Here is a 22,951-nt window from a genome sequence, read left to right as displayed (position 1 = left end):
TAGGCTGGGCGAATGTTTGTCGATCTCCCCGAGTCAGAGCTCCGAAACTACCGCAGCACCCAGGTCGAACCCGACGATTTCGACGAGTTCTGGGCATCCACCCTGGCGGGCAGCCGGGCAGCGGCCCCGGCAACCACAGCCACAGCTACAGCCACAGCCACAGCTGAGAGCAGCACCGTCAACCGCACCGACAGCATCAGCACCGGAGTGGTCGTCACGAAGGTCGACTGCGGGCTCACCACACTCGATATCTACGACGTCACCTTCCCTGGTTTCGCGGGCCAGCCGGTCAAGGCGTGGTTGCGTGTTCCCGCCGGGGCTCTGGATGCAGCACCCTCGCCCGCCCGCACTGCTCTGCCGGCCGTGGTCGAGTTCGTCGGGTACGGCGGGGGGCGCGGCCACGCCACCGACAACCTCTTCTGGGCCTCAGCGGGGTTCGCCCATCTGCACATGGACACCCGCGGCCAAGGCTCCACGTGGAGCTCGGGCGACACGGGAGACGACGAGGGCGCGGGGGCCGGCTCGTCGACCGCTCCGCAGCACCCGGGGTTCATGACTCGTGGCATCACGAGCCCCGAGACGTACTACTATCGGCGACTCATCACCGACGCCGTGCGAGCCGTTGACGCAGTGAAGACGCTCGATGCCATCGACCCGCAGCGGGTCGCTGTGATCGGCCGCAGCCAGGGCGGCGGGCTCGCGCTGGCCGTGGCGGGGCTCGTACCAGGCTTGGTCGCCGCGATTCCGCTGGTGCCGTTTCTCTGCGACTTCCCGCGGGCGATCGTGATGACCGACAACGACCCGTACAAGGAGATCGGCCGGTACCTCGCCGTGCACCGCGAGCAGGTCGGGCAGGTGCTCGACACGCTCAGCTACTTCGACGGGGTGAACTTCGCGAAGCGGGCATCCGCCCCGGCCTGGTTCTCGACCGCGCTGATGGATCCCGTGTGCCCCCCGTCAACGGTCTTCGGCGCCTTCAACGAGTACGCCGGCGAGAAGCACATCACCGTGTGGCCCTTCAATGGGCACGAGGGCGGCGGGGTCGACGACAACTCGATGGCACTGGCCGCTCTGAAGGCGGTCGCGCCGATCAGCGCCAGCCCGCTCTAACCGAGTTCGCGCTCGGTGATGTCGTCGGAGTGCAGCGAGATCCACAGCTCGGCGGCGTGGCGGTCGGCGAGCTCTTTCAGAACCTTGCCGTTCACGCTCTCGACTACGAACGGGCGATCGCCGTGACCGTTCTCTTCGCGGATGTTGGCAACGTGCACGTCGCCGATCCAGATCTCTTCGTGCGCTTTGCTCTGTGAATCGGCCATGCCTCCACGATAGCCCAGCACCCCCGTCACGCGCCCCCTGGCTTTGTCCCCATTAATGCCGCTATACATCGGCGGTGTGGCTGCGGGATGCTGGACGTGCCGCTCGCCGCCCGAGCGGGGCGATCTGGAGGAGCGCGCGTGAACGCACAGGCTGAAGGAACACAGGCCGGAGAGACGCGGGCTGTAGCAACACGGGCACCAGCAACACGGGCACCAGACGCACAGGCCGCAGAGACCCGGTCAGGGGGCAGCACCCGCACCCTGCGACCGAACGCCTCGCTGTCGTCGCAGTCGCGCACGGTGGCCGCCACACTCACCCTGCCGGTGTTCGCCGCGATGCTCTGGTTCGCTATTCCGCGGGGCACCTGGCCGCGCGTCGTTGTGGCCTTCGCCGTGATCGCGCTGGTTGGTGCGGTTCTGTCGTACCTGCTCTCCCGTGTGCGCATCGTCGTCGACCGTGACGGGCTGCTCGAGAACACGTTCTTCGGCTCGCAGCGCCGCATCTCCGCCAAACGCATCGCATCGGTTCTCATCGTGCCCGTGTACCGCGGCCAGTCGCTCGACACCTCGTCGCAACTGTTCGCGTTCGATGCCAGCGGCGAACCACTGCTGCGGATGCGCGAACAGTACTGGGGCACAGAAGCCCTCTCATTCGTCGCCGACGCCTACGACGTACCCGTCACGCTCAGCGACCGCCCTCTCACGCGCGGAGAGCTGCGCCGCGACCACGCTGACCTGCTGTTCTGGTTCGAACGCTGGCCGTGGCTGGGTTCGCTCTGCATCGCCGGGGGCGTTGCGGCGCTGTCGCTGCTGCTCATCGCGCTGATGTCGTCGCAGGCACTCATCGTCGGCTGAGCCCGCCCCCGCCCTCAGTGCGCGATCGACGGCACCGTTCGCGGCCGCACCACAGCCCACAGCACCGTGATCGACACCGCCGCCGTCACCGCCATCACCGCGCCCATCGCCACCGCGTTGCCCACGCCGAATGCTCCGACGATGGGTGAGATGAGCCCGGCGAGGCCGAAGTTCACAGCGCCGAGCAGCGACGCCGCCGTCGCCGCCTCGTGCCCGTGGTTGTTGAGCGCCAGCACCTGCACGCACGGCCCGCCGAACCCGCACGCGGCGATGAAGAACCACAGCGGAATGAGCACCCCGAACAGCCCTGCCCCCGACACATCGAGCACCACGATCGCCACGGCCGACAGCAGCAGCACCACCGTCGAGCACGCCAGCAGCCACTGCGGCGCGATGCGCCGGATCAGAAACGCACTGCTCTGGATGCCCAGAATGATGCCGAGCGAATTCACCGCGAACAGCAGCCCATACTGCTGCGGGCTGAACGCGTAGACGACCTGGAACAGAAAAGGCGACGCCGACAGATACGAGAACAACCCGGCGAACGTCATGCCCCCGATGATGGCCATGCCCACGAACACCCGGTCGTGCAACACCGCACTGTAGCGCTGGCGCATCGACGTGTGCCCGCGGTCGCCGCGGCGCTCCTTCGGGAGGGTTTCGACGATCCACACCGAGGCTGCAATGAGTACCACGATGCCGTAGCCCATCAGTACCCAGAAGATTCCGCGCCAGTCCATGATGTTCAGCAGTTGCGAGCCGACCACGGGCGCCAGCACGGGCGCGACAGTCGTGACGAGCGACATGCGGGAGAGCATCCGCACCAGGGGCTGGCCGGCGAACAGGTCGCGAACCATGGCGATGGCGATGACACCGGCCGCCGCCGCGCCGACGCCCTGCAGCACGCGCAGAACGCCGAGCACCTCGACGTTCGGGGCGACCGCTGCCCCGATGGAGGCCGCGATGTGCAGTGCCGTCGCCACGATGAGGGGCAGGCGCCGCCCCACCGAGTCACTCCACGGGCCCACGAGCAGCTGGCCGAGCGCGAAGCCGATGGTGGTTCCGGTGAGGGTGAGCTGAATGACGGCGACGGGCACGTTCAGGTCGGCCTCGAGGGCCGGGAAGGCCGGCAGGTAGAGGTCGATCGTGAACGGCCCGAGGGCGCTCAGCGCACCGAGAATGATGATGTAGACGAGACGTTGGCGGGAAGTCAGCGCATCACCCGGATGCACAGCGGTGTTCACAGAAGGTCCTCGGGCAGAGCGTTCGGGCAGGGGTTCAGGCAGGGCAGTCAGGCAGGGGTTCGTGCAGGGGTTCGTGCAGGGGATCTGTGCGGATTCTCTCGGCCGGCGGGGTCAGAAACTTGTTCCGGCCGGGTCTGTGAGCAGGCCTCCGAACACCAGCTCGGCAGCACCGATCGTCAACAGCCGCGACCGGAGCTCGGCCCGGTCGATGCGCACCGAATTCCCCACCACGTTAAACGTAACCCTTTTCACCGCGGCACGCAGGCGCTCCGGGTCGGCTTCGTAGAGTGAGCCGAGAAACCCACCGAGAATGAACGATTCGGGGTTGAAGATGCTGATGAAGTTGCCGATGGCCACGGCCAGAACGTCGAGCTGGCGGTTCACTTCGGCCCGAACATCCGGAGCCTGAGACCCCACGACCAGCGCATCGAGCTCGTCGAGCCCTACCGCGCCGAGCCCCAGCACGTCGAGCAGGCGCCCGAGGTTCACTTCGGTCTCGAGGCAGCCGTACTTGCCGCAGTGGCACCGGATGCCCGAGCTGTTCACCATCGTGTGCCCGAGTTCGGCGGCGAACCCCTGGGCTCCTCGCAGCATGGTTCCGCCCACGAGTGCGCCACCGCCGATGCCGCTCGCGCTGCCGTTGAGGTACACCAGGTCGCTCACTCCGCGGCCGGCACCGAACAGGCTCTCGGCCACGGTCGCGAGGGCCGCGTCGTTGGCCACTGACACGGGGTAGCCGAGGGCGGCCTCGACCGTTTCGGCGAGCGGCTCGTTCGACCAGTCGAGGTGCGGGGCGAGCAGTACCAGGCCGTCGACCTGGTTCACGAGGCCGGGAACGGCGACACCCATCCCCACGACGCGGTACGACGACGCAAGCTCAGAGCGCATTCCGTCGATCACGGCCGACACCACGTTGATGGTCTCGCGAACGGAAGGAACAGAGGCCGTCTCGTACCGCACGCGTTTGTGCAGCACGCCGCCGAGGCCCACCACGCCGATGGTGATGGCGTCGACGTCGGGGTTCACGGTGAGGGCGACCACGTTCTCGGCCGCGTGCACGACCGGGCTCGGGCGGCCGACCAGACCGGAGTCGGCGGGTTCGGTCTCGTAAGCGAGGCCGAGTTCGACGAGTTCGGTGACAAGGGCGCCGATGGTCGACCGGTTCAGGCCGGAGAGACGGGTGAGCTGGGCGCGGGTCTGCGCGCCGCCGTGGTGCAGCATGGTCAGGATGGTCGAGAGGTTGTGCCGGCGCGCCTGGTCGTTACTGTTGCCGACGCCGGCCGAGAGGGGGCGAAGCGGAGCGGGGAGGGTCACGGGGTGCTCCCTTTCTCGGCGGGTTCTCTTCGCTCGGGGCGAGAGAGCTTTGTTGACCCTTGAAACATATACCGTGCATCCGGCGCCCGCCAAAGCGGAGAGCTCGGCCAGCGTGCTGGTTTGGTGGATTTGCCCTTTGACAAGATGAAGCGAACGGGAATATGTTGGGCGTGGTAACTTTTTCACGGTACTTCTTTTTTGCGGTACTTCACCAACGATGCTGACTGGAGCAAAACGGTATGTCTCTGACGCCCACCCGCGCTGACAAATTCTCTTTCGGACTCTGGACGATCGGCTACAACGGCTCCGACCCGTTCGGCGGCCCCACCCGTTCGCACCTCGACGTTGTCGAAGCAGTCACGCGCCTGTCTGAGCTCGGCGCCTACGGCCTGACCTTCCACGACGACGACCTGTTCGACTTCGACTCGACCGACGCCCAGCGCCAGACGCAGATCGACCGCCTGAAAGGCGCCCTGGCTGACACTGGGCTCATCGTTCCGATGGTGACGACCAACCTGTTCAGCGCGCCCGTGTTCAAAGACGGCGGCTTCACCTCGAACGACCGCCAGGTTCGCCGGTTCGCGCTCCGCAAGGTGCTGCGCAACATCGACCTCGCTGCCGAGCTCGGCGCGAAGACGTTCGTGATGTGGGGCGGGCGCGAGGGCGCGGAATACGACGCGGCCAAAGACATCCGGTCGGCCCTCGAGCGCTACCGCGAAGCCGTGAACCTGCTGGGCGACTACGTCACCGACAAGGGCTATGACATTCGGTTCGCCATCGAGCCCAAGCCGAACGAGCCCCGCGGCGATATTCTGCTGCCGACGGTCGGTCACGCCATGGCCTTCATTCAGACCCTCGAGCGCCCCGAACTCGTGGGCGTCAACCCCGAGGTCGGCCACGAGCAGATGGCCGGGCTGAACTTCGCCGCCGGCATCGCTCAGGCGCTCTACCAGGGCAAGCTGTACCACATCGACCTCAACGGCCAGCGCGGAATCAAGTACGACCAAGACCTCGTGTTCGGCCACGGCGACCTGTACAACGCGTTCGCGCTCGTCGACCTGCTCGAGAACGGTTCGCCCGAAGGCGGCCCGGTCTATGACGGCCCGCGCCACTTCGACTACAAGCCTTCGCGCACCGAAGACATCACGGGCGTCTGGGATTCGGCTGCCGCGAACATGCGCACCTACCTGCTGCTCAAGGAGCGGGCCGCGGCTTTCCGCGCCGACCCCGAGGTGCAGGAGGCCCTGGCCGCGTCACGCGTGCCCGAGCTCGCCCAGCCCACACTGAACCCGGGTGAGACCTACACCGAGCTGCTCGCGGACCGGTCGGCCTACGAAGACTTCGACCCGACCCCGTACTTCGACGGTAAGGGCTTCGGCTTCGTTCGCCTCAACCAGCTGGCGCTCGAGCACCTGACGGGCGCGCGCTAACCGCTCGCACCACTTCATCCACGCCCCCACCGCCCGCCCCGCTCGCCCCGCTCCCCTCACTTCCCACCCCGCCTCTCCACCTTTGCCACCCTGCGATCTGGGTGAGGCGGGCGGGGGGCGAGGGGCGAGCGCGGGGGCGGGCGAACCTCAGAAAGCGAAGAACCGTGACCCTCGTTGCCGGCGTCGACTCGAGCACCCAGAGCTGCAAGATCGTCATTCGTGACGCCGACACGGGGGCGTTGGTGCGCAGCGGTCGAGCCGTGCATCCCGATGGCACCGAGGTCGACCCCGCCGCCTGGTGGGTCGCGCTGAACACGGCCATCGCCGATGCGGGCGGGCTCGACGACGTCGACGCCATCTCCATCGCGGGGCAGCAGCACGGCATGGTGGTTCTGGATGCCCAGGGCCGTGTCGTTCGCGACGCACTGCTCTGGAACGACACGCGAAGCGCCGCTGCCGCCACCGACCTGCTCGTCGAGGTGGGTGCGGCAGCCTTCGCCGAACGCACCGGATCCCTTCCCGTCGCCTCGTTCACCGCCACCAAGCTGCGCTGGCTCCGCGACGCCGAGCCCGAGAACGCTGCCCGCGTGGCCGCCGTCGCGCTGCCGCACGACTGGCTCACCTGGCGCCTGCTCGGCTACGGCCCGGCCGACGAGTCACCCCTCGGCCCGGTGCTCGAGGCGCTGACGACAGACCGCTCCGACGCCAGCGGCACCTCGTACTGGAGTCCCGCCCGAGGCGCCTACGACGTCGACCTCTTCGAGCTGGCCTTCGGCCGCCCCGCCGTCGAGGCGCGCGGCGTCGCTTCGGAGGACATCGTGCCTGACGACTCAGGCGACTCTGCCACCCGTACGCCCGTCATCCTCCCGCGCATCGTGCAGGCCGGCGGAGCAGCCGGCGTGACGGTCGTGCAGGGCATCGACCTCAGCGCTGCCGGCGCCACCACTGCCGACACTGACGCCTCAGCCGCTTCCGTCGTCGACAGCACCACGATCCCCGCGGGCATCGTCGTCGGCGCGGGAGCCGGTGACAACGCCGGAGCCGCACTCGGCCTCGACGCAACAGAGGGCGACGTGGTCATCAGCATCGGAACATCCGGTACCGCATTCGCTGTCACCGATCATCCGGTAGCCGACATCAGCGGCACAGTGGCAGGGTTCGCCGATGCCGCCGGCGCCTTTCTGCCGCTCGTCGCGACGCTCAACGCCGCTCGCGTGCTCGCCTCGATCAGCACGCTGCTCGGTGTCGACTACGACGAGTTCGCCGCGCTCGCACTCGCCGCCGAGCCCGGCTCGGGCGGGGTCGTTCTCGTGCCCTACTTCGAGGGCGAGCGCACGCCGAACCTGCCCGACGCCACCGCCACGTACGCCGGCCTCACCATCGCGTCATCGACCCGTGAGAACTTCGCCCGCGCCGCCATCGAGGGCATGCTCTGCGCACTCGCCGACGGCCTTGGTGCCGTGCGTTCGCTGGGGGTGGATGCCCGGCGGGTCTTACTCATCGGCGGCGCCGCCCAGAATGTGGCAGTACAGGCGGTTGCGGCGCAGGTGTTCGACGTTCCGGTCTCGATTCCGACCCCCGGCGAGTACGTCGCCGACGGAGCAGCCCGCCAGGCCGCCTGGACTCTCTCTGGCGCCCGCCCCACGTGGCCCCTGTCGTTCGCGGCCGAGCTATCGCAGGCCACCGTTCCCGCCATCACCGCCCAGTACCGTCTGGCCCAAAAGCTCGGCAGCACCCCCCGCGCCTGACCGGCAGGCCGCACCGCACGCCGGCTCCCTTATCGCTGCAGCGACCCTGCAGGAAAACCTCATCGGGTGAGGTGGGGAAGTAGGCGGGGGCCGCCAGCGACCCAATGGGCCAGCTAGAGGCCCTGCGCCAAACGGTAGTAGGCGGCGTTGTAACGCACCTCGTTGGCGAAGGCGCGGGTGGTCGTCGAGCTGTCGATGATCAGCAGCTCGGTGCGCGCGATGTCGGCGAAGTCGGCGAACGTCTCGAGGTCGAGTGCGGTCGACATGACGGTGTGATGCGCGGCTCCGGCGGTCAACCATGACGCAGCTGAGACGGCGAACGACGGCTCGGGCTTCCACACGGCACGCCCGACGGGCAGCTTCGGCAGCGGCGCGCTCGGCTGAACGACCTCGACCACGTTGGCGACGAGGCGAAAACGGTCGCGCATGTCAGACATGGCCACCACGATGCCGGGGCCCGAGTCGGCCGTGAACACGAGGCGCACGGGGTCTTCGCGGCCACCGATTCCGAGCGGGTGAATCTCGAGCGTGGGCTTCGAGGTTGTGAGCGAGGGGCTCACCTCGAGCATGTGCGCGCCCAGGATGAGCTCGTTGCCGGGGGTCAGGTCGTAGGTGTAGTCCTCCATGAGGGATGCCCCACCGGGCAACCCCGAACCCATGACGTTCGCGGCGTGAACGAGCACCGACGTCTTCCAGTCACCTTCGGCACCGAACCCGTAGCCGTCGGCCATGAGCCGCTGAACCGCGAGGCCCGGAAGCTGGCGGAGCCCGCCGAGGTCTTCGAAGCTGGTCGTGAACGCACCGAAATTGCCGGCCTCGAGAAACGAGCGCAGCCCGATCTCGATGGCGGCGCCGTAGCGCAGCGACTCGCGGCGCTCGCCTCCCGCACGCAGTTCGGGAACAACGTCGTAGAGCTCATCGTATTCGGCGACGAGGGCGTCGATCTGGGCATCCGTCGCCGCATCGACCGCCTCGACGAGCTCGTTGACGCCCCACGTGTTGACCTGCACGCCGAAACGCAACTCGGCCTCGGTCTTGTCGCCCTCGGTGACGGCGACGAAACGCATGTTGTCACCGAAGCGGGCGAGCTTGAGGTTGTGTGTAGCGTGCCAGCCGGCGGCAGCGCGGGCCCAGGTGCCGATCGAGGCGGTGACGGCCGGGTTCGAGGCGTGGCCGACGACGGTCTTGCGCGCGACGCCCAGACGGGTCTGAATGTAGCCGAATTCGCGGTCGCCGTGTGCGGCCTGGTTCAGGTTCATGAAGTCGAAGTCGATCTCGTCCCACGGCAGCTCGACGTTGGCCTGCGTGTGCAGGTGCAGCAGGGGCTTCTGCAGGGCGTTGAGGCCCGAGATCCACATCTTGGCGGGGCTGAAGGTGTGCATCCAGGCGATGAGGCCGATGACGTTGTCGCGCGCGTTCGCGTCGAGCACCGCACGCCGAATGGCCTCGGAGTCGGTGAGCACCGGCTTCCACACCAGCGTCACGGGGATGTCGCTGGCCGCGGCGAGCGTCTCGACGATCTGCTGCGATTGCTGGGCGACCTGGGCGAGGGTCTCTTCGCCGTACAGGCCCTGGCTGCCGGTGAAGAACCAGACTTCGTAGCTCTTCAGGTCGGGAATGATCGAGTGGCTCATGAGGCGCTCCGGGTGGTGGGGGTGGGGTTCTGGATGGTCGGGCTGGGGGTGCTGGCGACGGCCGCCGTGCTCGCGATCGAGCCGGCCGGGGCCTGGCCGTAGACGTTCTGGTAGCGGTCGAACAGGGAGTCGATCGCGGCCTGGGGAATGGGCAGTGGCTCGCCGAGCTGGCGCGAGAGGTGCACGGTTCGGGCGACGTCTTCGGCCATGACGGCTGCCTTGACGGCGTCTTTCGCATTCTTGCCGATGGTGAAGACGCCGTGGTTCTGCATGAGTACGGCGCGCGAACGATGACCAGTGAGGGTCTCGACCACGCCGACGCCGATGGAGTCGTCACCGATGATGGCGAACGGGCCGATGGGAATCTCGCCGCCGAACTCGTCGGCCATGGCCGTGATCACGCACGGGATGGCCTCACCGCGGGCCGCCCAGGCGGTGGCATACGTGGAGTGGGTGTGCACAACGCCGCCCACGGCCGGCATGTTGCGGTACACGTAGGCATGCGCCGCTGTGTCGCTCGAGGGAGACCGCGTGCTGCCCGGAGTGCCGTCGATGACAGTGCCGTCGAGGTCGCAGAGGATCATGGCATCGGGGGTGAGGTCGTCGTACTCCACGCCGCTCGGCTTGATGACGAAGAGGTCGGCTCCGGGCACTCGACCGGAGATGTTGCCGCCCGTCCAGATGACGAGCCCGTATTTCGTGAGCTCGGAGTGCAACCGCGACACGTCGCCGCGCACAATGTCGATTGCCGCGTCTGTCTCGGCGCCGAACGAGGTCATTTGGTGTTCTCCAGCGCGTGCTGCTCGAGGCTGTCGAGCGGTTCGGTGGTGCCGCGCCCGGCGCTGCCGTCAGTGCCCGTGCGCTCGGCGAACCCTTCGCGCCGCAGTGCCGCGAGGCGGTGCATCACGTCGTTCGCACCGCGCCCGAAGTAGTCGTGCAGCGTCGAGTACTCGGCGTACAACCGGTCGTAGCCGGCCGCGGCCTGCTCGTTGGGAACGAACGAGTTGCGGTTGAGCTTGCCCATGGCATCGCCCGCCTCGCGAACCGACGCGTACGCGCTCGCGGCGACGGCGGCGTGGATGGCGGAACCGAGGGCGGGGCCCTGCTCGCTCGCGATGGTGCTGATGGGCATCCGGAGCACGTCGCTGTAGACCTGCATGAGGAAGGGGTTCTTGATGAGCCCGCCCGCGGCGATGAACTCGGTGACCGGAACACCGGCGGCGGCGAAGGTCTCGACGATCTTGCGCGTACCGAATGCGGTCGATTCGAGCAGTGCGCGGTAGATCTCTTCGGTGCGGGTGGTGAGCGTGGTGCCGAGCACCAGGCCCGAGAGTTCGTGGTCGACGAGCACCGAGCGGTTGCCGCTGTGCCAGTCGAGGGCGATGAGCCCGTGGGCGCCGACGGGGGCGTCGGCGGCGAGGTTGGTGAGGTACTGGTGCACGCTCAGGCCGGCGGCTTTGGCCTCGTCGTGGTAGCGCGGGGCGACCTGCGTGCGAACGAACCACGCGAAGATGTCGCCGACACCCGACTGGCCGGCTTCGTAGCCGTAGAGGCCTTCGACGATTCCGCCCTCGACCACGCCGCACATGCCGGGAACCTCGACGAGCTCGGCGGAGTTCATCACGTGGCAGGTGCTGGTGCCCATGATGGCGACCATCTGGCCGGGCTGAACGGCGCGAGCGGCGGGGGCTGTGACGTGGGCGTCGACGTTGCCCACGGCCACCGCGATGCCCTCGGTGAGGCCCGTCCAGGCGGCGGCCTCGGCGCTCAACCGGCCGGCGGATGCTCCCAGCTGGCCGATCTCGTGTTCGACCTTGGTCTCAGCGAAGTCTTCGAAGTCGGGGTTCAGAGCCTTCAGAAAGTCGCGGCTGGGGTACACGCCGTCTTGCAGAATACCCTTGTAGCCGGCGGTACACGCGTTCCGAACGTAGCGGCCGGTGAGCTGCCAGACGATCCAGTCGGCGGCCTCGACCCAGTGCTCCATGACGCCGTAGAGTTCGGGGTCTTCTTCGAGCAACTGAAGGCCCTTGGCGAACTCCCACTCGCTCGAAATGAGCCCACCGTAGCGCGGCAGCCACGACTCGGCGCGCTCGGCGGCGAGGGTGTTGATGCGCTCGGCCTGGGGCTGGGCTGCGTGATGCTTCCACAGTTTCACGTAGGCGTGCGGGCGGTCTTCGTAGCCGGGCACCTCGTTGAGGGGTGTGCCGTCGGCGAGGGTGGGAACCATGGTGCAGGCGGTGAAGTCGGTGCCGATGCCGACGACCTGCTTCGGGTCGATGCCGGCGGCGGCGATGGCGGCGGGAACGGCCGACTTCAGCACGTCGACATAGTCGCTCGGCACCTGCAGCGCCCAGTCGGGCGGAAGGGCGGCGCCGCTCGAGGCGAGCGTGACATCCATGACGGCGTGCGGGTAGTCGAGCACGCCTTCGCCGAGTTCGGCGCCGTCAGAGACGCGAACGACGACGGCCCGGCCCGAGAGGGTTCCGTAGTCGACGCCGATGACGTAGGTCTCGGCGGGGCCTGATGGTGTGGGGCCTGAGGCTGCAGGGCTCGGGTTGGTGGTGCTCATGTGGACTCCTTCGTCGGCAGACGCGCGCGGTGTGACCGGTCACATCGGCTAGCACAGCATACCCCTCGGGCACTGTGCGATGTCAACAGAAGGGGGTCAAAATATGCGTCGCACGATCCGGCAGTTCACCCCCGCGGCGCCGCCGTACTCCCACGCACAATCAGGTCGGGCACGATCGCCCCGGCCTCCGGCGACTCCTCGTCGAGGTCGCCCAGCAGCAGCGCGATGCTGCGTCGGCCCAGCTCGGCGAAATCCTGCCGAATCGTGGTGAGCGGCGGCAAGAAGAAGCGCGCCTCGGGCATGTCGTCGAACCCCACGATGCTCACATCGCCCGGAACACTCACTCCCTCGATGGCCAACCCGTGGATGAGCCCCAGCGCCATCTGGTCGTTGGCCGAGAAGATCGCCGTGAAGCGCTCGACCGGCGGCACCGCCGCCCTCTGGCGGGCGAGGGTGCGGCCCAGCGCGGCACCACTCAGGGCGGTCCAATCGCCGAGCACGGGAGCAGGTGCGACGAGGCCCGCCGCGGCCATTTCGAGCGCAAAACCCTGGGCCCGTGCCTCGGCCTCGAACCAGTCCTGTGGGCCGGCGACGTGCACGATCATCCGGTGCCCCTGCTCGATGAGGTGTCGTGTGGCACGCCGTGCGCCCGAGATCTGGTCGACTGACAGGGCCTGCTCGTCGTTGCTGCCGGTCGACTGCAGCGTCACGAACGGAAGCGAAACCTTGAGCTCGGCGAACATGTGAAAGGCCAGCACCTGGGGGGCGATGACAATCAGCCCCTCAACCGACTGGTCGAGCAGATGGTTGAGCCCACGCTCGAGCGATTCGCGATCAGAGCCGTCGACGTTCACCGTGTTGACGAAATACCCCTTCTCGCGCGCCGCCTGCTCGATGGCCTGCAGGCTCGACGCCGGCCCGTACTGCGAGCTTGCGGCCGTGATGACCCCGATGATGCGCGACCGGCTCGTGGCAAGCACCCGCGCGGCACGGTTGGGGCGGTACTGCAGGTCGTCCATGACCTTCTGAACGCGAGCCTTTGTTTCGCTCCGGATGCTCGGATGATTGTTCAGCACCCTCGAAACCGTCTGGTGCGAAACTCCGGCCAGCCGCGCCACATCACGGATGCTTGGGGCCTTCACCCGCACGGGCTGCCGAGCGGGCGGCTCCGGCGACGACTCTGCCAGCGGCCCGGCCAGGTGCTGCTCCTGCTCCTGCTCCTGCTCTTGCTCCGCATCATCCGGCCGTGTGTTCACGGTCACATCGTACGTCGTCGCGCGCTCCGCACCGTTTCGCACGGCGACAACTCGCCGCGCGCCCCTACTGCGGCGGCGTGCGCGCCGACCCATTCGCGAGCGCACGCCCCGCGGCCCACAGAAACGGCAGCGGATTCTCGATCGCCGCAGCCGTGCTGCCCGCCAGCTCGGTCAGCGACACCGACGCAGCGAACTCGTCGGGGCTCGCCCCGATGCTGCCCGCCACCAGCAGCGGAAACGTCTCGAACCGGTGGGCCAGCCCCAACACATACGACGGAACCTTGCCGGCCGCCGACTGAAAATCGAACGTGCCCTCACCCGTGATGACCACGTCTGCCGCTTCGATGTCGGCAGCCAGCCCGAGCGCCTCGCCCACCGCTGCGGCACCGGGCCGGATGCTCGCACCCCAGATCAGCAGGCCGAAACCGGTGCCTCCCGCCGCACCCGCTCCCTCGATCTGCGCGAATGAGCGCCCCCTGTGGCTGGCTTCGTCGCCGGATGCCTCGCTGCCGATGCCACTCGAGACGACGATGGCCGCCGCGGCGGGGCTGTCGGTCGGCAGCGTGCCGACAATGCTGGCGAATGACGCGAGTGCGGCATCCAGTTCGCCGACTTCGGCCGGGCTCGCGCCCTTCTGCGGGCCGAACACTGCTGCCGCACCGGCGCTGCCGAGCAACCCGTTCGTCACATCGGGGACCACTATCGCGCCGCCCACCGGCGGCCGGCGCAGCAGCGTGAAGTCGACGCTCGCCACATCGGCAAGGCCCCTGCCGCCTGGCGCCACCGGCTCACCTTCCGCGGTGAGAAACCGTGCCCCGAGTGCAGTGAGCGCCCCGGCGCCGCCGTCGGTCGACGAGCTGCCGCCGATGGCGAGCAACAGCTTTTCGACGCCGTGGTCGAGCGCCGCGGCGATGGCCTGGCCGAAACCGATCGTGTGGGCATCCAGAGGCCGCAGCCCATCGAGCAGTGTGATGCCGCTGGTGTTCGCGAGTTCGACGACCCCCGTGCCACCCGACCGCCCGCGGGTGAGCGCGGCGCCGATCTCGTCGACCGGCTCGTCGGCGTCGACCTCGGGCCCGGGAATCCAGAGCCATTCGGCGGTCACCGGATGATCGTCGGGGCCGGTCACCGTGACAGGCACCCTTACCGCCCGCGGTTCTGCCGCCGCGAACGCATCAATCGTGCCCTCGCCACCGTCGGCCATCGGGCGCTCTACAACCGTGTCGCCGGGGCGCACCTCGCTCCACCCTCCGGCGATCGCCCGCGCCACTTCAGCGGCAGTCGCGCTGCCCTTGAACGAATCGGGCGCGACGACGACGTTCAGTGACGGGCTCATGCCCCCAGTCTGCCGCACCCGGTACCCGCGGCCACCAGGCGACCAGCCAACCAGAACTCAGCGATGGCGCCGGATGCCCCGCAGTGCGATCAGCGCACAGAGCACGCACCCTGCAGCGGTCACGAGCAGCAGCACCGACATGGGCGTCAACACGGTGAGGGCCGCGAGAGTGGCCGGCAGCAGAAAGCCCGCATACGTGAGCGAGTAGTAGACCGCCGTGAGACCGGCGAGCTCGTCGGGCGCCGCCATCTCCTGCACGGTCGTGAGACCCGAGACCATCGAGAGACCGTAGCCGGCGCCGAACACCGGCGCGGCCACGAGAACCGCCCACACCTGCTGCGACTCGGCTGCCGGGATGAGCAGCAGCGCCCCAACGCCCGTCAGGCAGACCCCGACCAGGCCGGCGCGACCCCGCAGCGCACGGATGAGCGGTGCGGAGAAGAACTGGGTCGCCCAACCGCAACCGAGGGTGATGACGGTGACGAGCGTGGCGAAACCCACGCTGAACCCGGGGGTCGCGGCGCTCACGAGGCTCGGCCCCACCGCAAAGGCGAGGGCAGGAGCAGCGAACACCCAGGGGGCGAGCGGCAGAATGACCGCAATGAACCGGCCACGCACCGCTTTCGGAATACGAAGCTCGCCGAGCAGGCTCTTGACACCCCCGTGCCCGGGGCCTCCCGCTTCGAAGAATCGCGTCTCGGTCGCCACGGACAGGGCTCCCAACGCGACCACACTCGCCGCGATCTGCACGACGTAGGGCAGCAGGGTGGGCAGCGGCGCCCACTGCGCCAGAACGCCGCCGACACCCGCTCCGCCACCGAAACCGATGGTGAGCACGGCCGACGCCCGCCGGGCACCCGCGCTCGAGCGACCACCCCGTACCGACAGCTCTTTGATCCATGAGGTGCCGACGACCATCCCTGCGGCCACACTGAGCCCGCTCACGAATCGGCCGACGCAGAGCCCGGCGAGGCTCGAACTCGAGGAAGCGAGGATGACGCTGCCGACGATTCCGAGCAACACACCGGCCACCAGCACAGGTTTACGCCCGAACCGGTCTGACCAGGCACCCGAGAGAGCGAACCCCGGAACGATGCCGACAACGTAGACCGCGAGAAGCAGGTCGACCTGCACTTGGGTGAAGCCGTTGAGCTGGCGGTACAGCTGCAGAAGTGGGAGGAACTGGTTGCCACCCCACCCGAGAACGATGACGGCGGGGGCGACGGCGAGCCACGCCCGCGCCGTCGACACCGTCTGTCGGGTCAGAAGTCCCAGTCTTCGTCTTCGGTGTTGACAGCCTTGCCGATGACGTACGACGAACCCGAGCCCGAGAAGAAGTCGTGGTTCTCGTCGGCGTTCGGCGAGAGGGCCGACAGAATCGCCGGGTTCACGTCGGTGACGGTCTTCGGGAACATCGGCTCATACCCCAGGTTCATCAGGGCTTTGTTGGCGTTGTAGTGCAAGAACTTCTTGACGTCTTCGGTCAGGCCGACTTCGTCGTAGAGGTCTTGCGTGTACTGGGTCTCGTTCTCGTAGAGGTCGTAGACGAGCGAGAAGGTGTAGTCCTTGATCTCGTCGCGCGTGGCCTGGTCGACGCGCTCGAGCCCGCGCTGAAACTTGTAGCCGATGTAGTAGCCGTGCACGGCTTCGTCGCGAATGATGAGACGGATGAGATCGGCCGTGTTCGTGAGCTTGGCCCGCGACGACCAGTACATGGGTAGGTAGAAGCCCGAGTAGAACAGAAACGACTCGAGCAGGGTCGACGCGACCTTACGTTTGAGCGGGTCGTTACCGCGGTAGTCGTCGAGAACAATGTCGGCCTTCTTCTGAAGGTTCGGGTTCTCGGTCGACCAGCGAAATGCCTCGTCGATGTCTTTGGTGTTCGACAGCGTCGAGAAGATCGACGAGTACGACTTCGCGTGCACCGACTCCATGAACGCGATGTTCGTGTACACCGCTTCTTCGTGAGGCGTGATGGCGTCGGGAATGAGGCTGACCGCCCCGACCGTGCCCTGAATGGTGTCGAGCAGGGTCAAGCCGGTGAACACGCGCATGGTGAGCTTCTGCTCGGCGGGCGTAAGAGTGTTCCACGACTGAACGTCGTTCGAGAGCGGCACCTTCTCGGGCAACCAGAAGTTGTTGACGAGGCGGTTCCACACCTCGACGTCTTTATCGTCTTCGATCTTGTTCCAGTTGATGGCCTGCACGTTGCGAGCCAATCGAAGCTGTTCAGCCACGGATGTCTTCTTTTCTTGTCACTGGTAATTTCTTACGCGCGAATTGCGAATGGATGTTCAGAGGCGAATTACAGGGCGCAGCTGACGCAGCCCTCTACCTCGGTGCCCTCGAGCGCCATCTGGCGCAGGCGAATGTAGTAGATCGTCTTGATGCCTTTACGCCACGCGTAGATCTGGGCCTTGTTGATGTCGCGGGTGCTGGCGGTGTCTTTGAAGAACAGCGTCAGCGACAGGCCCTGGTCGACGTGCTGCGTTGCCGCTGCATACGTGTCGATGACCTTCTCGTAGCCGATCTCATAGGCATCCTGGTAGTACTCCAGGTTGTCGTTCGTGAGGTACGGCGCCGGGAAGTAGACGCGACCGATCTTGCCCTCTTTGCGAATCTCGATCTTCGAGGCGATGGGGTGAATCGACGCCGTCGAGTTGTTGATGTACGAGATCGACCCGGTGGGCGGAACAGCCTGCAGGTTCTGGTTGTAGATACCGTGCGCCTGAACAGACGCCTTCAGCTCTTCCCAGTCGGCCTGCGTCGGAATGGTGATCGACGCGTTGTCGAACAGCGAAGCGACCTTCACGGTCGACGGCGCCCAGACAGCCGAGGTGTACTTCTCGAAGAATTCACCCGACGCGTAGGTGGAGTCGGCGAAACCGTCGAACACCTCGCCGCGCTCGATGGCGATGCGGTTCGACGCACGCAGGGCGTGGAAGAGAACCGTGTAGAAGTAGATGTTCGTGAAGTCGACGCCTTCTTCGCTGCCATAGAAGACGCGCTCACGAGCGAGGTAGCCGTGCAGGTTCATCTGGCCGAGGCCGATGGCGTGCGAACGGTCATTGCCGGACTCGATCGAACGAACTGACGCGATGTGGCTCTGGTTCGACACCGAGGTGAGGCCCCGGATGGCCGTCTCAACCGTGAGGCCGAAGTCGGGTGAATCCATGGTGAGCGCAATGTTCAGCGAACCCAGGTTGCACGAGATGTCTTTGCCGATGTTGTCGTACGAGAGGTCTTCGTTGTAGGTCGTCGGCGTGTTGACCTGAAGGATCTCCGAGCAGAGGTTCGACATGTTGATGCGGCCCTTGATGGGGTTCGCCTTGTTCACGGTGTCTTCGTACATGATGTACGGGTAGCCCGACTCGAACTGAATCTCGGCGAGGGTCTGGAAGAACTCGCGCGCCTTGATCTTGGTCTTGTGGATGCGCGGGTCGTCGACCATCTCGCGGTACTTCTCGGTGACCGAGATATCGCCGAACGGTACGCCGTAGACCTTCTCGACGTCGTACGGCGAGAACAGGTACATGTCTTCGTCGTTCTTGGCGAGCTCGAACGTGATGTCGGGCACGACGACACCGAGCGAGAGCGTCTTGATGCGAATCTTCTCGTCGGCGTTCTCACGCTTGGTGTCGAGAAAACGCAGGATGTCGGGGTGATGCGCCGAGAGGTACACAGCACCGGCGCCCTGGCGGGCACCGAGTTGGTTGGCGTAGCTGAAGGAGTCTTCGAGCAGCTTCATGACGGGGATGATGCCCGACGACTGGTTCTCGATCTGCTTGATGGGTGCACCCGACTCGCGGATGTTCGACAGCAGCAGCGCCACACCGCCGCCGCGCTTCGAGAGCTGCAACGACGAGTTGATGGCGCGGGAGATCGACTCCATGTTGTCTTCGATGCGCAGCAGGAAGCACGACACGAGCTCGCCGCGCTGGGCCTTGCCGGTGTTCAGGAAGGTAGGCGTGGCCGGCTGAAAACGGCCGCCGATGATCTCTTCGACAAGGTTGATGGCAAGCGTTTCGTCACCGTCGGCCAGGCCGAGGGCGGTCATCACCACGCGGTCTTCGAATCTCTCGAGGTAACGCTTTCCGTCGAACGTCTTCAGCGTGTACGAGGTGTAGTACTTGAACGCACCGAGGAACGTCTCGAACCGGAACTTCTTCGAGTACGCAAGGTCGTTGAGCTTCTGGATGAATTCGAACGAGTACTGGTCGAGCACAGCCTGCTCGTAGTACTCCTTCTCAACCAGGTAGTCGAGTCGCTCTTTCAGGTTGTGAAAGAACACCGTGTTCTGGTTGACGTGCTGCAGGAAGTACTGCTTCGCAGCCTCTTTGTCTTTGTCGAACTGAATCTGGCCGTCGGCGTCATAGAGGTTCAGCATCGCGTTCAGCGAGTGGTAGTCGAGCGCCGACACAGCGGCCGGTGCATCGATCAGTGTGCTTTCCAAAATTCTTCCAATCCTTGGGTGACGGCCTCGAGGTCGTCGGGTGTTCCGAATACTTCAAATCGATAGAGAGTGTTGACATTGCATTTCTGCGCAACGATGTCACCCGCGAGGCCGTACGCTTCACCGAAATTGGTGTTACCTGCGGCTATGACGCCCCGAATGAGCGACCTGTTGTGCTCATCATTGAGAAAACTGATGACCTGCTTCGGGACTGCTCCCCCGGAGTTGCCCCCGCCATAGGTGGGCAGAACGAGAACGTAGGGTTCTTCGACCCTGAGAGCCTCGTCTTTGGCATAGATGGGAATTCGATGAGCGGGCTTCCCCAGCCGCTCAATGAACCTGTGCGTGTTGCCTGAGACGCTCGAGAAGTAGACCAGATCAGGCATGCGTGAAGAAGAAGTTACGCGATGGAACGTGCGGCGAGCTCGGCGATCTTGTCGGGGCGAAAGCCCGACCAGTGGTCGTCGTCGGTGATGACGACGGGAGCCTGGAGGTAACCCAGTTCCTTGACAGCTGCCAGTGCCTTCTCATCGACCGAAACATCGAAGATCTCGAACTCGAGACCCTTGTTCTCGAGGGCGCGGTAGGTGGCGGTGCACTGAACGCAGGAGGGCTTTGTGTAGACCGTGATTGCCATTTTTAGCGCCTTTCTTGTGGTCTCTGGTGACAGGAGTACAACACTACATCTAGTTGTCATCTTCAGACCAGACCCCTAGATGAAGTAGTTACACGCGTGTAATTTTCCACAGGTTTCGAAGAGTTTCCACACTTATTCAACACTCACCATCCACAGGTAATTCCGCGAAATCACGCACTTTGAGGGGGCAATAAGCGGCAGTTGTGGATAACTTCGGCATGTCGGTCTGAGGATAACTTTTGCCTCTGACATTTAACGATCCGGGCGTGTCGCACACCTGTGCAGAACGCTCGCCGCACCACTACGAGCGCGCGCGGCCGCTCAATACCAGTGCCACAACTCCGAGCACCGCGGCGAGGGCGAAGCAGCCGGTGAACGCCCATGCGCTCGGCCCGGCGAACGACGAGAACACGGCTGCAGTCAGCGCGAGGGCTGCGGCGGCACCGATCGAATCGGCTATGGTCAACGCCGATGAGTTGAAGCCCTGGTTCAGAGGGGTCGAGAGTCGCAGGGTCGCCATCGACATACGCGGGTACATGGTGCCCATGCCCGCCCCCGCGAACAGCCACGCACCGATGGAAACCACGGGGCTGAGGTCGAGCAGCGATGCCGTCAGAACCAGCACGATCGCCACGGTCACGAGCACGACGCCGATCCGGATGCTCGCCACGTCGCTGATGCGCTCAGAGTACTTGCCCTGCAACCCAGAGGCAGCGGCCCACGCCAGCCCGGCGAACGACAGGGCCAACCCGGCAAGCGCCGGCGAGAGGGCATGCTGGCTGGTCAGAAAATAGGGCAGGTAGGTCTCGGCTGCCACAAACGATCCTGAGACGATGCCGCGCAGCAGAATTATGCCGGGCAAACCGTGGCGCGCCCGCAGTGCGCCCGCAGGGAGCAGGGGGCGCAGAGCAACGGTGGCGACGGCGATGGAGCCCACTGCGATCATCCATACCGCCGGCCCAGTGAATTGCCCCGACAGACTCGCAGCGAGCACCGCGGCGGCCGCAACCGCCGACCAGAGAATGCGGGCAGGGTTCCAGGCGACGGCTGTGCTGGTGGTCTCGAAACGGCGCATGACGGGCACCACCATGACCATGGCGAGAACGGCGAGCACCACCACACCGAGAAAGACCCAACGCCAGCCGACGGTTTCGGCAACCACACCGGCGACGAGCGGGCCGACGAGCGACGGAACGACCCACGAGGCCGCGAACCCGGCAAACACTCCGGCGTGCAGTCGCTCGGGGTAGACCCGTGCCACGAGCACGTACAGCGCTACAGTGAGGCCGCCGCCGCCGAGGCCTGACACGAGTCGGCCCAGCACGAGCAGCTCCATGTTCACCGCGAAGCCGGCCACGATGAGGCCGCCCACGAAACACGCCACCGAGACGAACAGGGCGCGCTTCGGGCCCGATCGGTCGGCCCAGTTACCGGCGACGACCATGCCCACCACACCAATGGCGAGCGGGCCAGAGAAGGCGATTGCGTACAGCGACGCTCCATCGAACTGGGCGCTGATCGTGGGCATCACGGTGGTGACGGCCAGGGCCTCGAATGCCGAGAGCAGAATGAGCGTGAGCATGCCGATGGTCACCCATCGATACGGCCGGCTCAGGATGCCCGCGGCGGCGTCACCCGACTCCCCCGAGTCTCCCGGCTCGATCTGCTGCTGGGTACTCGGCTCTGAACTCACACCCTCAAGGCTAGGGCTTCTCGCCCCGGCGCGCTCGGAGCCTCGGTCTGCTCCGCTCATGCCTCGCCCCGCCTCGCCCCGCGTCGGCGTCTTACTCCGCGTCGACTGTCGCGAAGGCTCGCACCGGGAACGTGCCGAACCCCACGACCTTCGGGGGCACCGCCGTGAACCGGGCTCCGCGAAAGGGGAGGCTTGTCAGGTTGGTGAGGTGTTCGACCACGTGGATGCCCGCGTCGAGCAGCAGCGTGTGCGCCGGTCGCTCACCCTTGTGTTCACCCGTCGCCTCGGTGTCGTCGATGTTGAGCGAGTCGATTCCCACCAGCACAACTCCACGCTCGATGAGTTCGCGGGCGCCGTCTTCGCTGAGATACGGCGAGTGCTCAGCGTAGGCGGGGGTGCCGAAGAGGGCATCCCAGCCGGTGCTGAGCAGAACGGCGGTGCCGCGCAGGTCATCGGTGCCGAAAGCGTCAGCCGTGATGCCACGCCCATCGAAGCCCGGCTCGGCCTGGTCTTCGGGGGCCGGGCCGTCGACTTCGGTTGCCTCGAGACCCGGAAACTGGAACACCACGGCCGGAATGTCGACGAGTGTCTCGAGGGCCAGCGTCGACAGGTCGCCTCCGTCGGAGTAACGGTGGAACGGGCTGTCGAGGTAGGTTCCGGTGTTGCCGATCATGCGAATGATGTCCATGCGAAACTCGGTGCCCTCGGCATACACCGCTTTGGAGTTCTCGCGCGTGAGGTGCGGCTCGAACGTCGGTGCGGGCAGGCCCGGGTAGGTCACCAGGCCCTCGGTGATGGTGTGGCTGAGATCAACGAAGCGTCGGGTCACGTGAGGGTCTACTTTCGTGTCGAGGTGGTGCGTCTGTCAAACGTTACAAGCAGGGCTGGCACATCAGCATCGATCCGTTGCTCGGATTGAGCTACCGGCCCAGGGCCGAACGCGGCCACCGCCTCGAGCGCGACGAGGGCGCGAGTGCGCTCAGCAGCGCCGGCCGCGCGGGCCCGGTCGCCGGCGGTGTCACGGGCTCGAATGGCACGGTAGCCGTCGGTTCGCAGGGCATGCACGGTGGCAGCCACACCGATCAGTCCGACTATGCCGAGAGCAATCAAAAACACCACGATATTCACCCCATCTGTCGCGTAAAGCGACGATTGACCTGCGGTTGCAGGCTGTGCACTGCACCTACCGAACTGCGCGGATTCAGTGCGCAGCACGGGGCCGGTGCGGTCTCACGGATCAATCGTGCTCCAGCACGCGCGCACGCGTGATGGCAGCAATGCCATTGTCTATCGAAATACTGCCATCACGTGACCCAGCCGGGTCGTGGTTGTCTTACCCATGGCGGTAACGGTGCGGTGGGCAAAGGTCCGCGTCTTCGTGATCTGATCTGGGAGCAGGGTCGTGGGGTTTGTTCCCAGTCGATGCTTTTCGGTGGGATCAAAACCGGGACGCCGTTCTGCATGGC

General features: G+C 66.2%; 20 protein-coding genes. 4 read left to right on the top strand and 16 right to left on the bottom strand.

Going from position 1 to position 22,951, the window contains the following annotated elements; translation table 11 throughout:
• Positions 1-12 precede the first annotated feature (12 nt).
• Positions 13-1,110, top strand: coding sequence for an acetylxylan esterase (locus tag QN358_RS15520; RefSeq protein WP_323512892.1), 1,098 nt, complete (start codon positions 13-15; stop codon positions 1,108-1,110).
• Here the strand turns inward: QN358_RS15520 and QN358_RS15515 are convergent.
• On the bottom strand, positions 1,107-1,316 hold the full coding sequence (locus QN358_RS15515; RefSeq protein WP_136643723.1) for a hypothetical protein: 210 nt from the start codon (positions 1,314-1,316) through the stop codon (positions 1,107-1,109). The two genes, QN358_RS15520 and QN358_RS15515, sit on opposite strands and share 4 nt — an antisense overlap.
• 138 nt (positions 1,317-1,454) lie before the next feature.
• On the opposite strand from QN358_RS15515, the gene QN358_RS15510 reads away from it, so the two are divergent.
• Positions 1,455-2,171, top strand: coding sequence for a hypothetical protein (locus tag QN358_RS15510; RefSeq protein ID WP_323512891.1), 717 nt, complete (start codon positions 1,455-1,457; stop codon positions 2,169-2,171).
• Between the two features lie 14 nt (positions 2,172-2,185).
• On the opposite strand, the gene QN358_RS15505 is transcribed toward QN358_RS15510, so the two are convergent.
• Both QN358_RS15505 and QN358_RS15500 read right to left on the bottom strand, forming a co-directional pair.
• Complete coding sequence (locus QN358_RS15505) at positions 2,186-3,415, bottom strand: multidrug effflux MFS transporter (protein WP_136643721.1); 1,230 nt, start codon at positions 3,413-3,415, stop codon at positions 2,186-2,188.
• Positions 3,416-3,526: 111 nt separating this feature from the next.
• A complete protein-coding gene (locus QN358_RS15500) occupies positions 3,527-4,729 on the bottom strand; it encodes an ROK family protein (protein WP_323512890.1) in 1,203 nt (400 codons plus the stop codon).
• A 239-nt stretch (positions 4,730-4,968) separates the two neighbouring features.
• Here QN358_RS15500 and xylA point away from each other — a divergent pair, with 239 nt between their 5' ends.
• A complete protein-coding gene (gene xylA, locus QN358_RS15495; protein ID WP_323512889.1) occupies positions 4,969-6,159 on the top strand; it encodes a xylose isomerase in 1,191 nt (396 codons plus the stop codon).
• A 164-nt stretch (positions 6,160-6,323) separates the two neighbouring features.
• Positions 6,324-7,907, top strand: a complete 1,584-nt coding sequence (locus QN358_RS15490; RefSeq protein WP_323512888.1) for an FGGY family carbohydrate kinase — start codon at positions 6,324-6,326, stop codon at positions 7,905-7,907.
• Between the two features lie 113 nt (positions 7,908-8,020).
• Here the strand turns inward: QN358_RS15490 and araA are convergent, their stop codons facing one another.
• From araA to QN358_RS15425, 13 genes are all read right to left on the bottom strand, one after another.
• Complete coding sequence (gene araA, locus QN358_RS15485) at positions 8,021-9,541, bottom strand: L-arabinose isomerase (RefSeq protein WP_323512887.1); 1,521 nt, start codon at positions 9,539-9,541, stop codon at positions 8,021-8,023.
• Positions 9,538-10,320: an L-ribulose-5-phosphate 4-epimerase gene (locus QN358_RS15480; RefSeq protein WP_323512886.1), complete on the bottom strand. Its 783-nt coding sequence runs from the start codon at positions 10,318-10,320 to the stop codon at positions 9,538-9,540. Before QN358_RS15480 ends, araA begins: the two co-directional genes overlap by 4 nt.
• Positions 10,317-12,110 carry a ribulokinase gene (gene araB / locus QN358_RS15475; RefSeq protein WP_323512885.1) on the bottom strand — a complete coding sequence of 598 codons (1,794 nt, stop codon included), beginning with the start codon at positions 12,108-12,110 and terminating at the stop codon, positions 10,317-10,319. The genes QN358_RS15480 and araB overlap by 4 nt, the downstream gene beginning before the upstream one ends.
• Positions 12,111-12,235: 125 nt before the next feature.
• Positions 12,236-13,297 (bottom strand): LacI family DNA-binding transcriptional regulator, encoded by a 1,062-nt coding sequence (locus tag QN358_RS15470; RefSeq protein WP_416352008.1) that lies wholly within the window; start codon positions 13,295-13,297, stop codon positions 12,236-12,238.
• 133 nt (positions 13,298-13,430) lie between these two features.
• A complete protein-coding gene (locus QN358_RS15465; protein ID WP_323512884.1) occupies positions 13,431-14,702 on the bottom strand; it encodes a glycerate kinase in 1,272 nt (423 codons plus the stop codon).
• Positions 14,703-14,759: 57 nt separating this feature from the next.
• Entirely contained in the window at positions 14,760-15,953 is a 1,194-nt protein-coding gene (locus QN358_RS15460) for an MFS transporter (protein WP_161580485.1), read from the bottom strand.
• A gap of 11 nt (positions 15,954-15,964) precedes the next feature.
• Positions 15,965-16,939: a class 1b ribonucleoside-diphosphate reductase subunit beta gene (gene nrdF, locus QN358_RS15455; RefSeq protein WP_136643560.1), complete on the bottom strand. Its 975-nt coding sequence runs from the start codon at positions 16,937-16,939 to the stop codon at positions 15,965-15,967.
• A 68-nt stretch (positions 16,940-17,007) separates the two neighbouring features.
• Entirely contained in the window at positions 17,008-19,155 is a 2,148-nt protein-coding gene (gene nrdE, locus QN358_RS15450; protein WP_272898638.1) for a class 1b ribonucleoside-diphosphate reductase subunit alpha, read from the bottom strand.
• Positions 19,140-19,541, bottom strand: a complete 402-nt coding sequence (gene nrdI, locus QN358_RS15445; protein WP_136643558.1) for a class Ib ribonucleoside-diphosphate reductase assembly flavoprotein NrdI — start codon at positions 19,539-19,541, stop codon at positions 19,140-19,142. Before nrdI ends, nrdE begins: the two co-directional genes overlap by 16 nt.
• Positions 19,542-19,555: 14 nt before the next feature.
• Complete coding sequence (gene nrdH, locus QN358_RS15440) at positions 19,556-19,792, bottom strand: glutaredoxin-like protein NrdH (protein ID WP_136643557.1); 237 nt, start codon at positions 19,790-19,792, stop codon at positions 19,556-19,558.
• 301 nt (positions 19,793-20,093) lie between these two features.
• The gene (locus QN358_RS15435; RefSeq protein WP_237280532.1) at positions 20,094-21,485 is read right to left on the bottom strand and encodes an MFS transporter; all 1,392 of its coding nucleotides are present in this window, start codon (positions 21,483-21,485) and stop codon (positions 20,094-20,096) included.
• A 91-nt stretch (positions 21,486-21,576) separates the two neighbouring features.
• Positions 21,577-22,314, bottom strand: coding sequence for a cyclase family protein (locus QN358_RS15430; RefSeq protein ID WP_136643555.1), 738 nt, complete (start codon positions 22,312-22,314; stop codon positions 21,577-21,579).
• An 8-nt stretch (positions 22,315-22,322) separates the two neighbouring features.
• Positions 22,323-22,604, bottom strand: a complete 282-nt coding sequence (locus tag QN358_RS15425; RefSeq protein ID WP_136643554.1) for a hypothetical protein — start codon at positions 22,602-22,604, stop codon at positions 22,323-22,325.
• Positions 22,605-22,951: the final 347 nt, after the last annotated feature.

The organism is Subtercola sp. RTI3 (assembly GCF_035018625.1).
GTDB classification, from domain to species: domain Bacteria; phylum Actinomycetota; class Actinomycetes; order Actinomycetales; family Microbacteriaceae; genus Subtercola; species Subtercola vilae.
The sequence above is the reverse complement of the archived record's forward strand: the minus strand, read 5'-3'. Positions and strand labels throughout refer to the sequence as shown.

Excerpts from the sequence above, each read along its gene's own strand:
- QN358_RS15520 (WP_323512892.1), top strand. The coding sequence starts at position 13 with ATGTTTGTCGATCTCCCCGAGTCAGAGCTCCGAAACTACCGCAGCACC.
- QN358_RS15515 (WP_136643723.1), bottom strand. The coding sequence starts at position 1,316 with ATGGCCGATTCACAGAGCAAAGCGCACGAAGAGATCTGGATCGGCGAC.
- xylA (WP_323512889.1), top strand. The coding sequence starts at position 4,969 with ATGTCTCTGACGCCCACCCGCGCTGACAAATTCTCTTTCGGACTCTGG.
- araA (WP_323512887.1), bottom strand. The coding sequence starts at position 9,541 with ATGAGCCACTCGATCATTCCCGACCTGAAGAGCTACGAAGTCTGGTTC.
- QN358_RS15480 (WP_323512886.1), bottom strand. The coding sequence starts at position 10,320 with ATGACCTCGTTCGGCGCCGAGACAGACGCGGCAATCGACATTGTGCGC.
- araB (WP_323512885.1), bottom strand. The coding sequence starts at position 12,110 with ATGAGCACCACCAACCCGAGCCCTGCAGCCTCAGGCCCCACACCATCA.
- QN358_RS15465 (WP_323512884.1), bottom strand. The coding sequence starts at position 14,702 with ATGAGCCCGTCACTGAACGTCGTCGTCGCGCCCGATTCGTTCAAGGGC.
- nrdI (WP_136643558.1), bottom strand. The coding sequence starts at position 19,541 with ATGCCTGATCTGGTCTACTTCTCGAGCGTCTCAGGCAACACGCACAGG.
- nrdH (WP_136643557.1), bottom strand. The coding sequence starts at position 19,792 with ATGGCAATCACGGTCTACACAAAGCCCTCCTGCGTTCAGTGCACCGCC.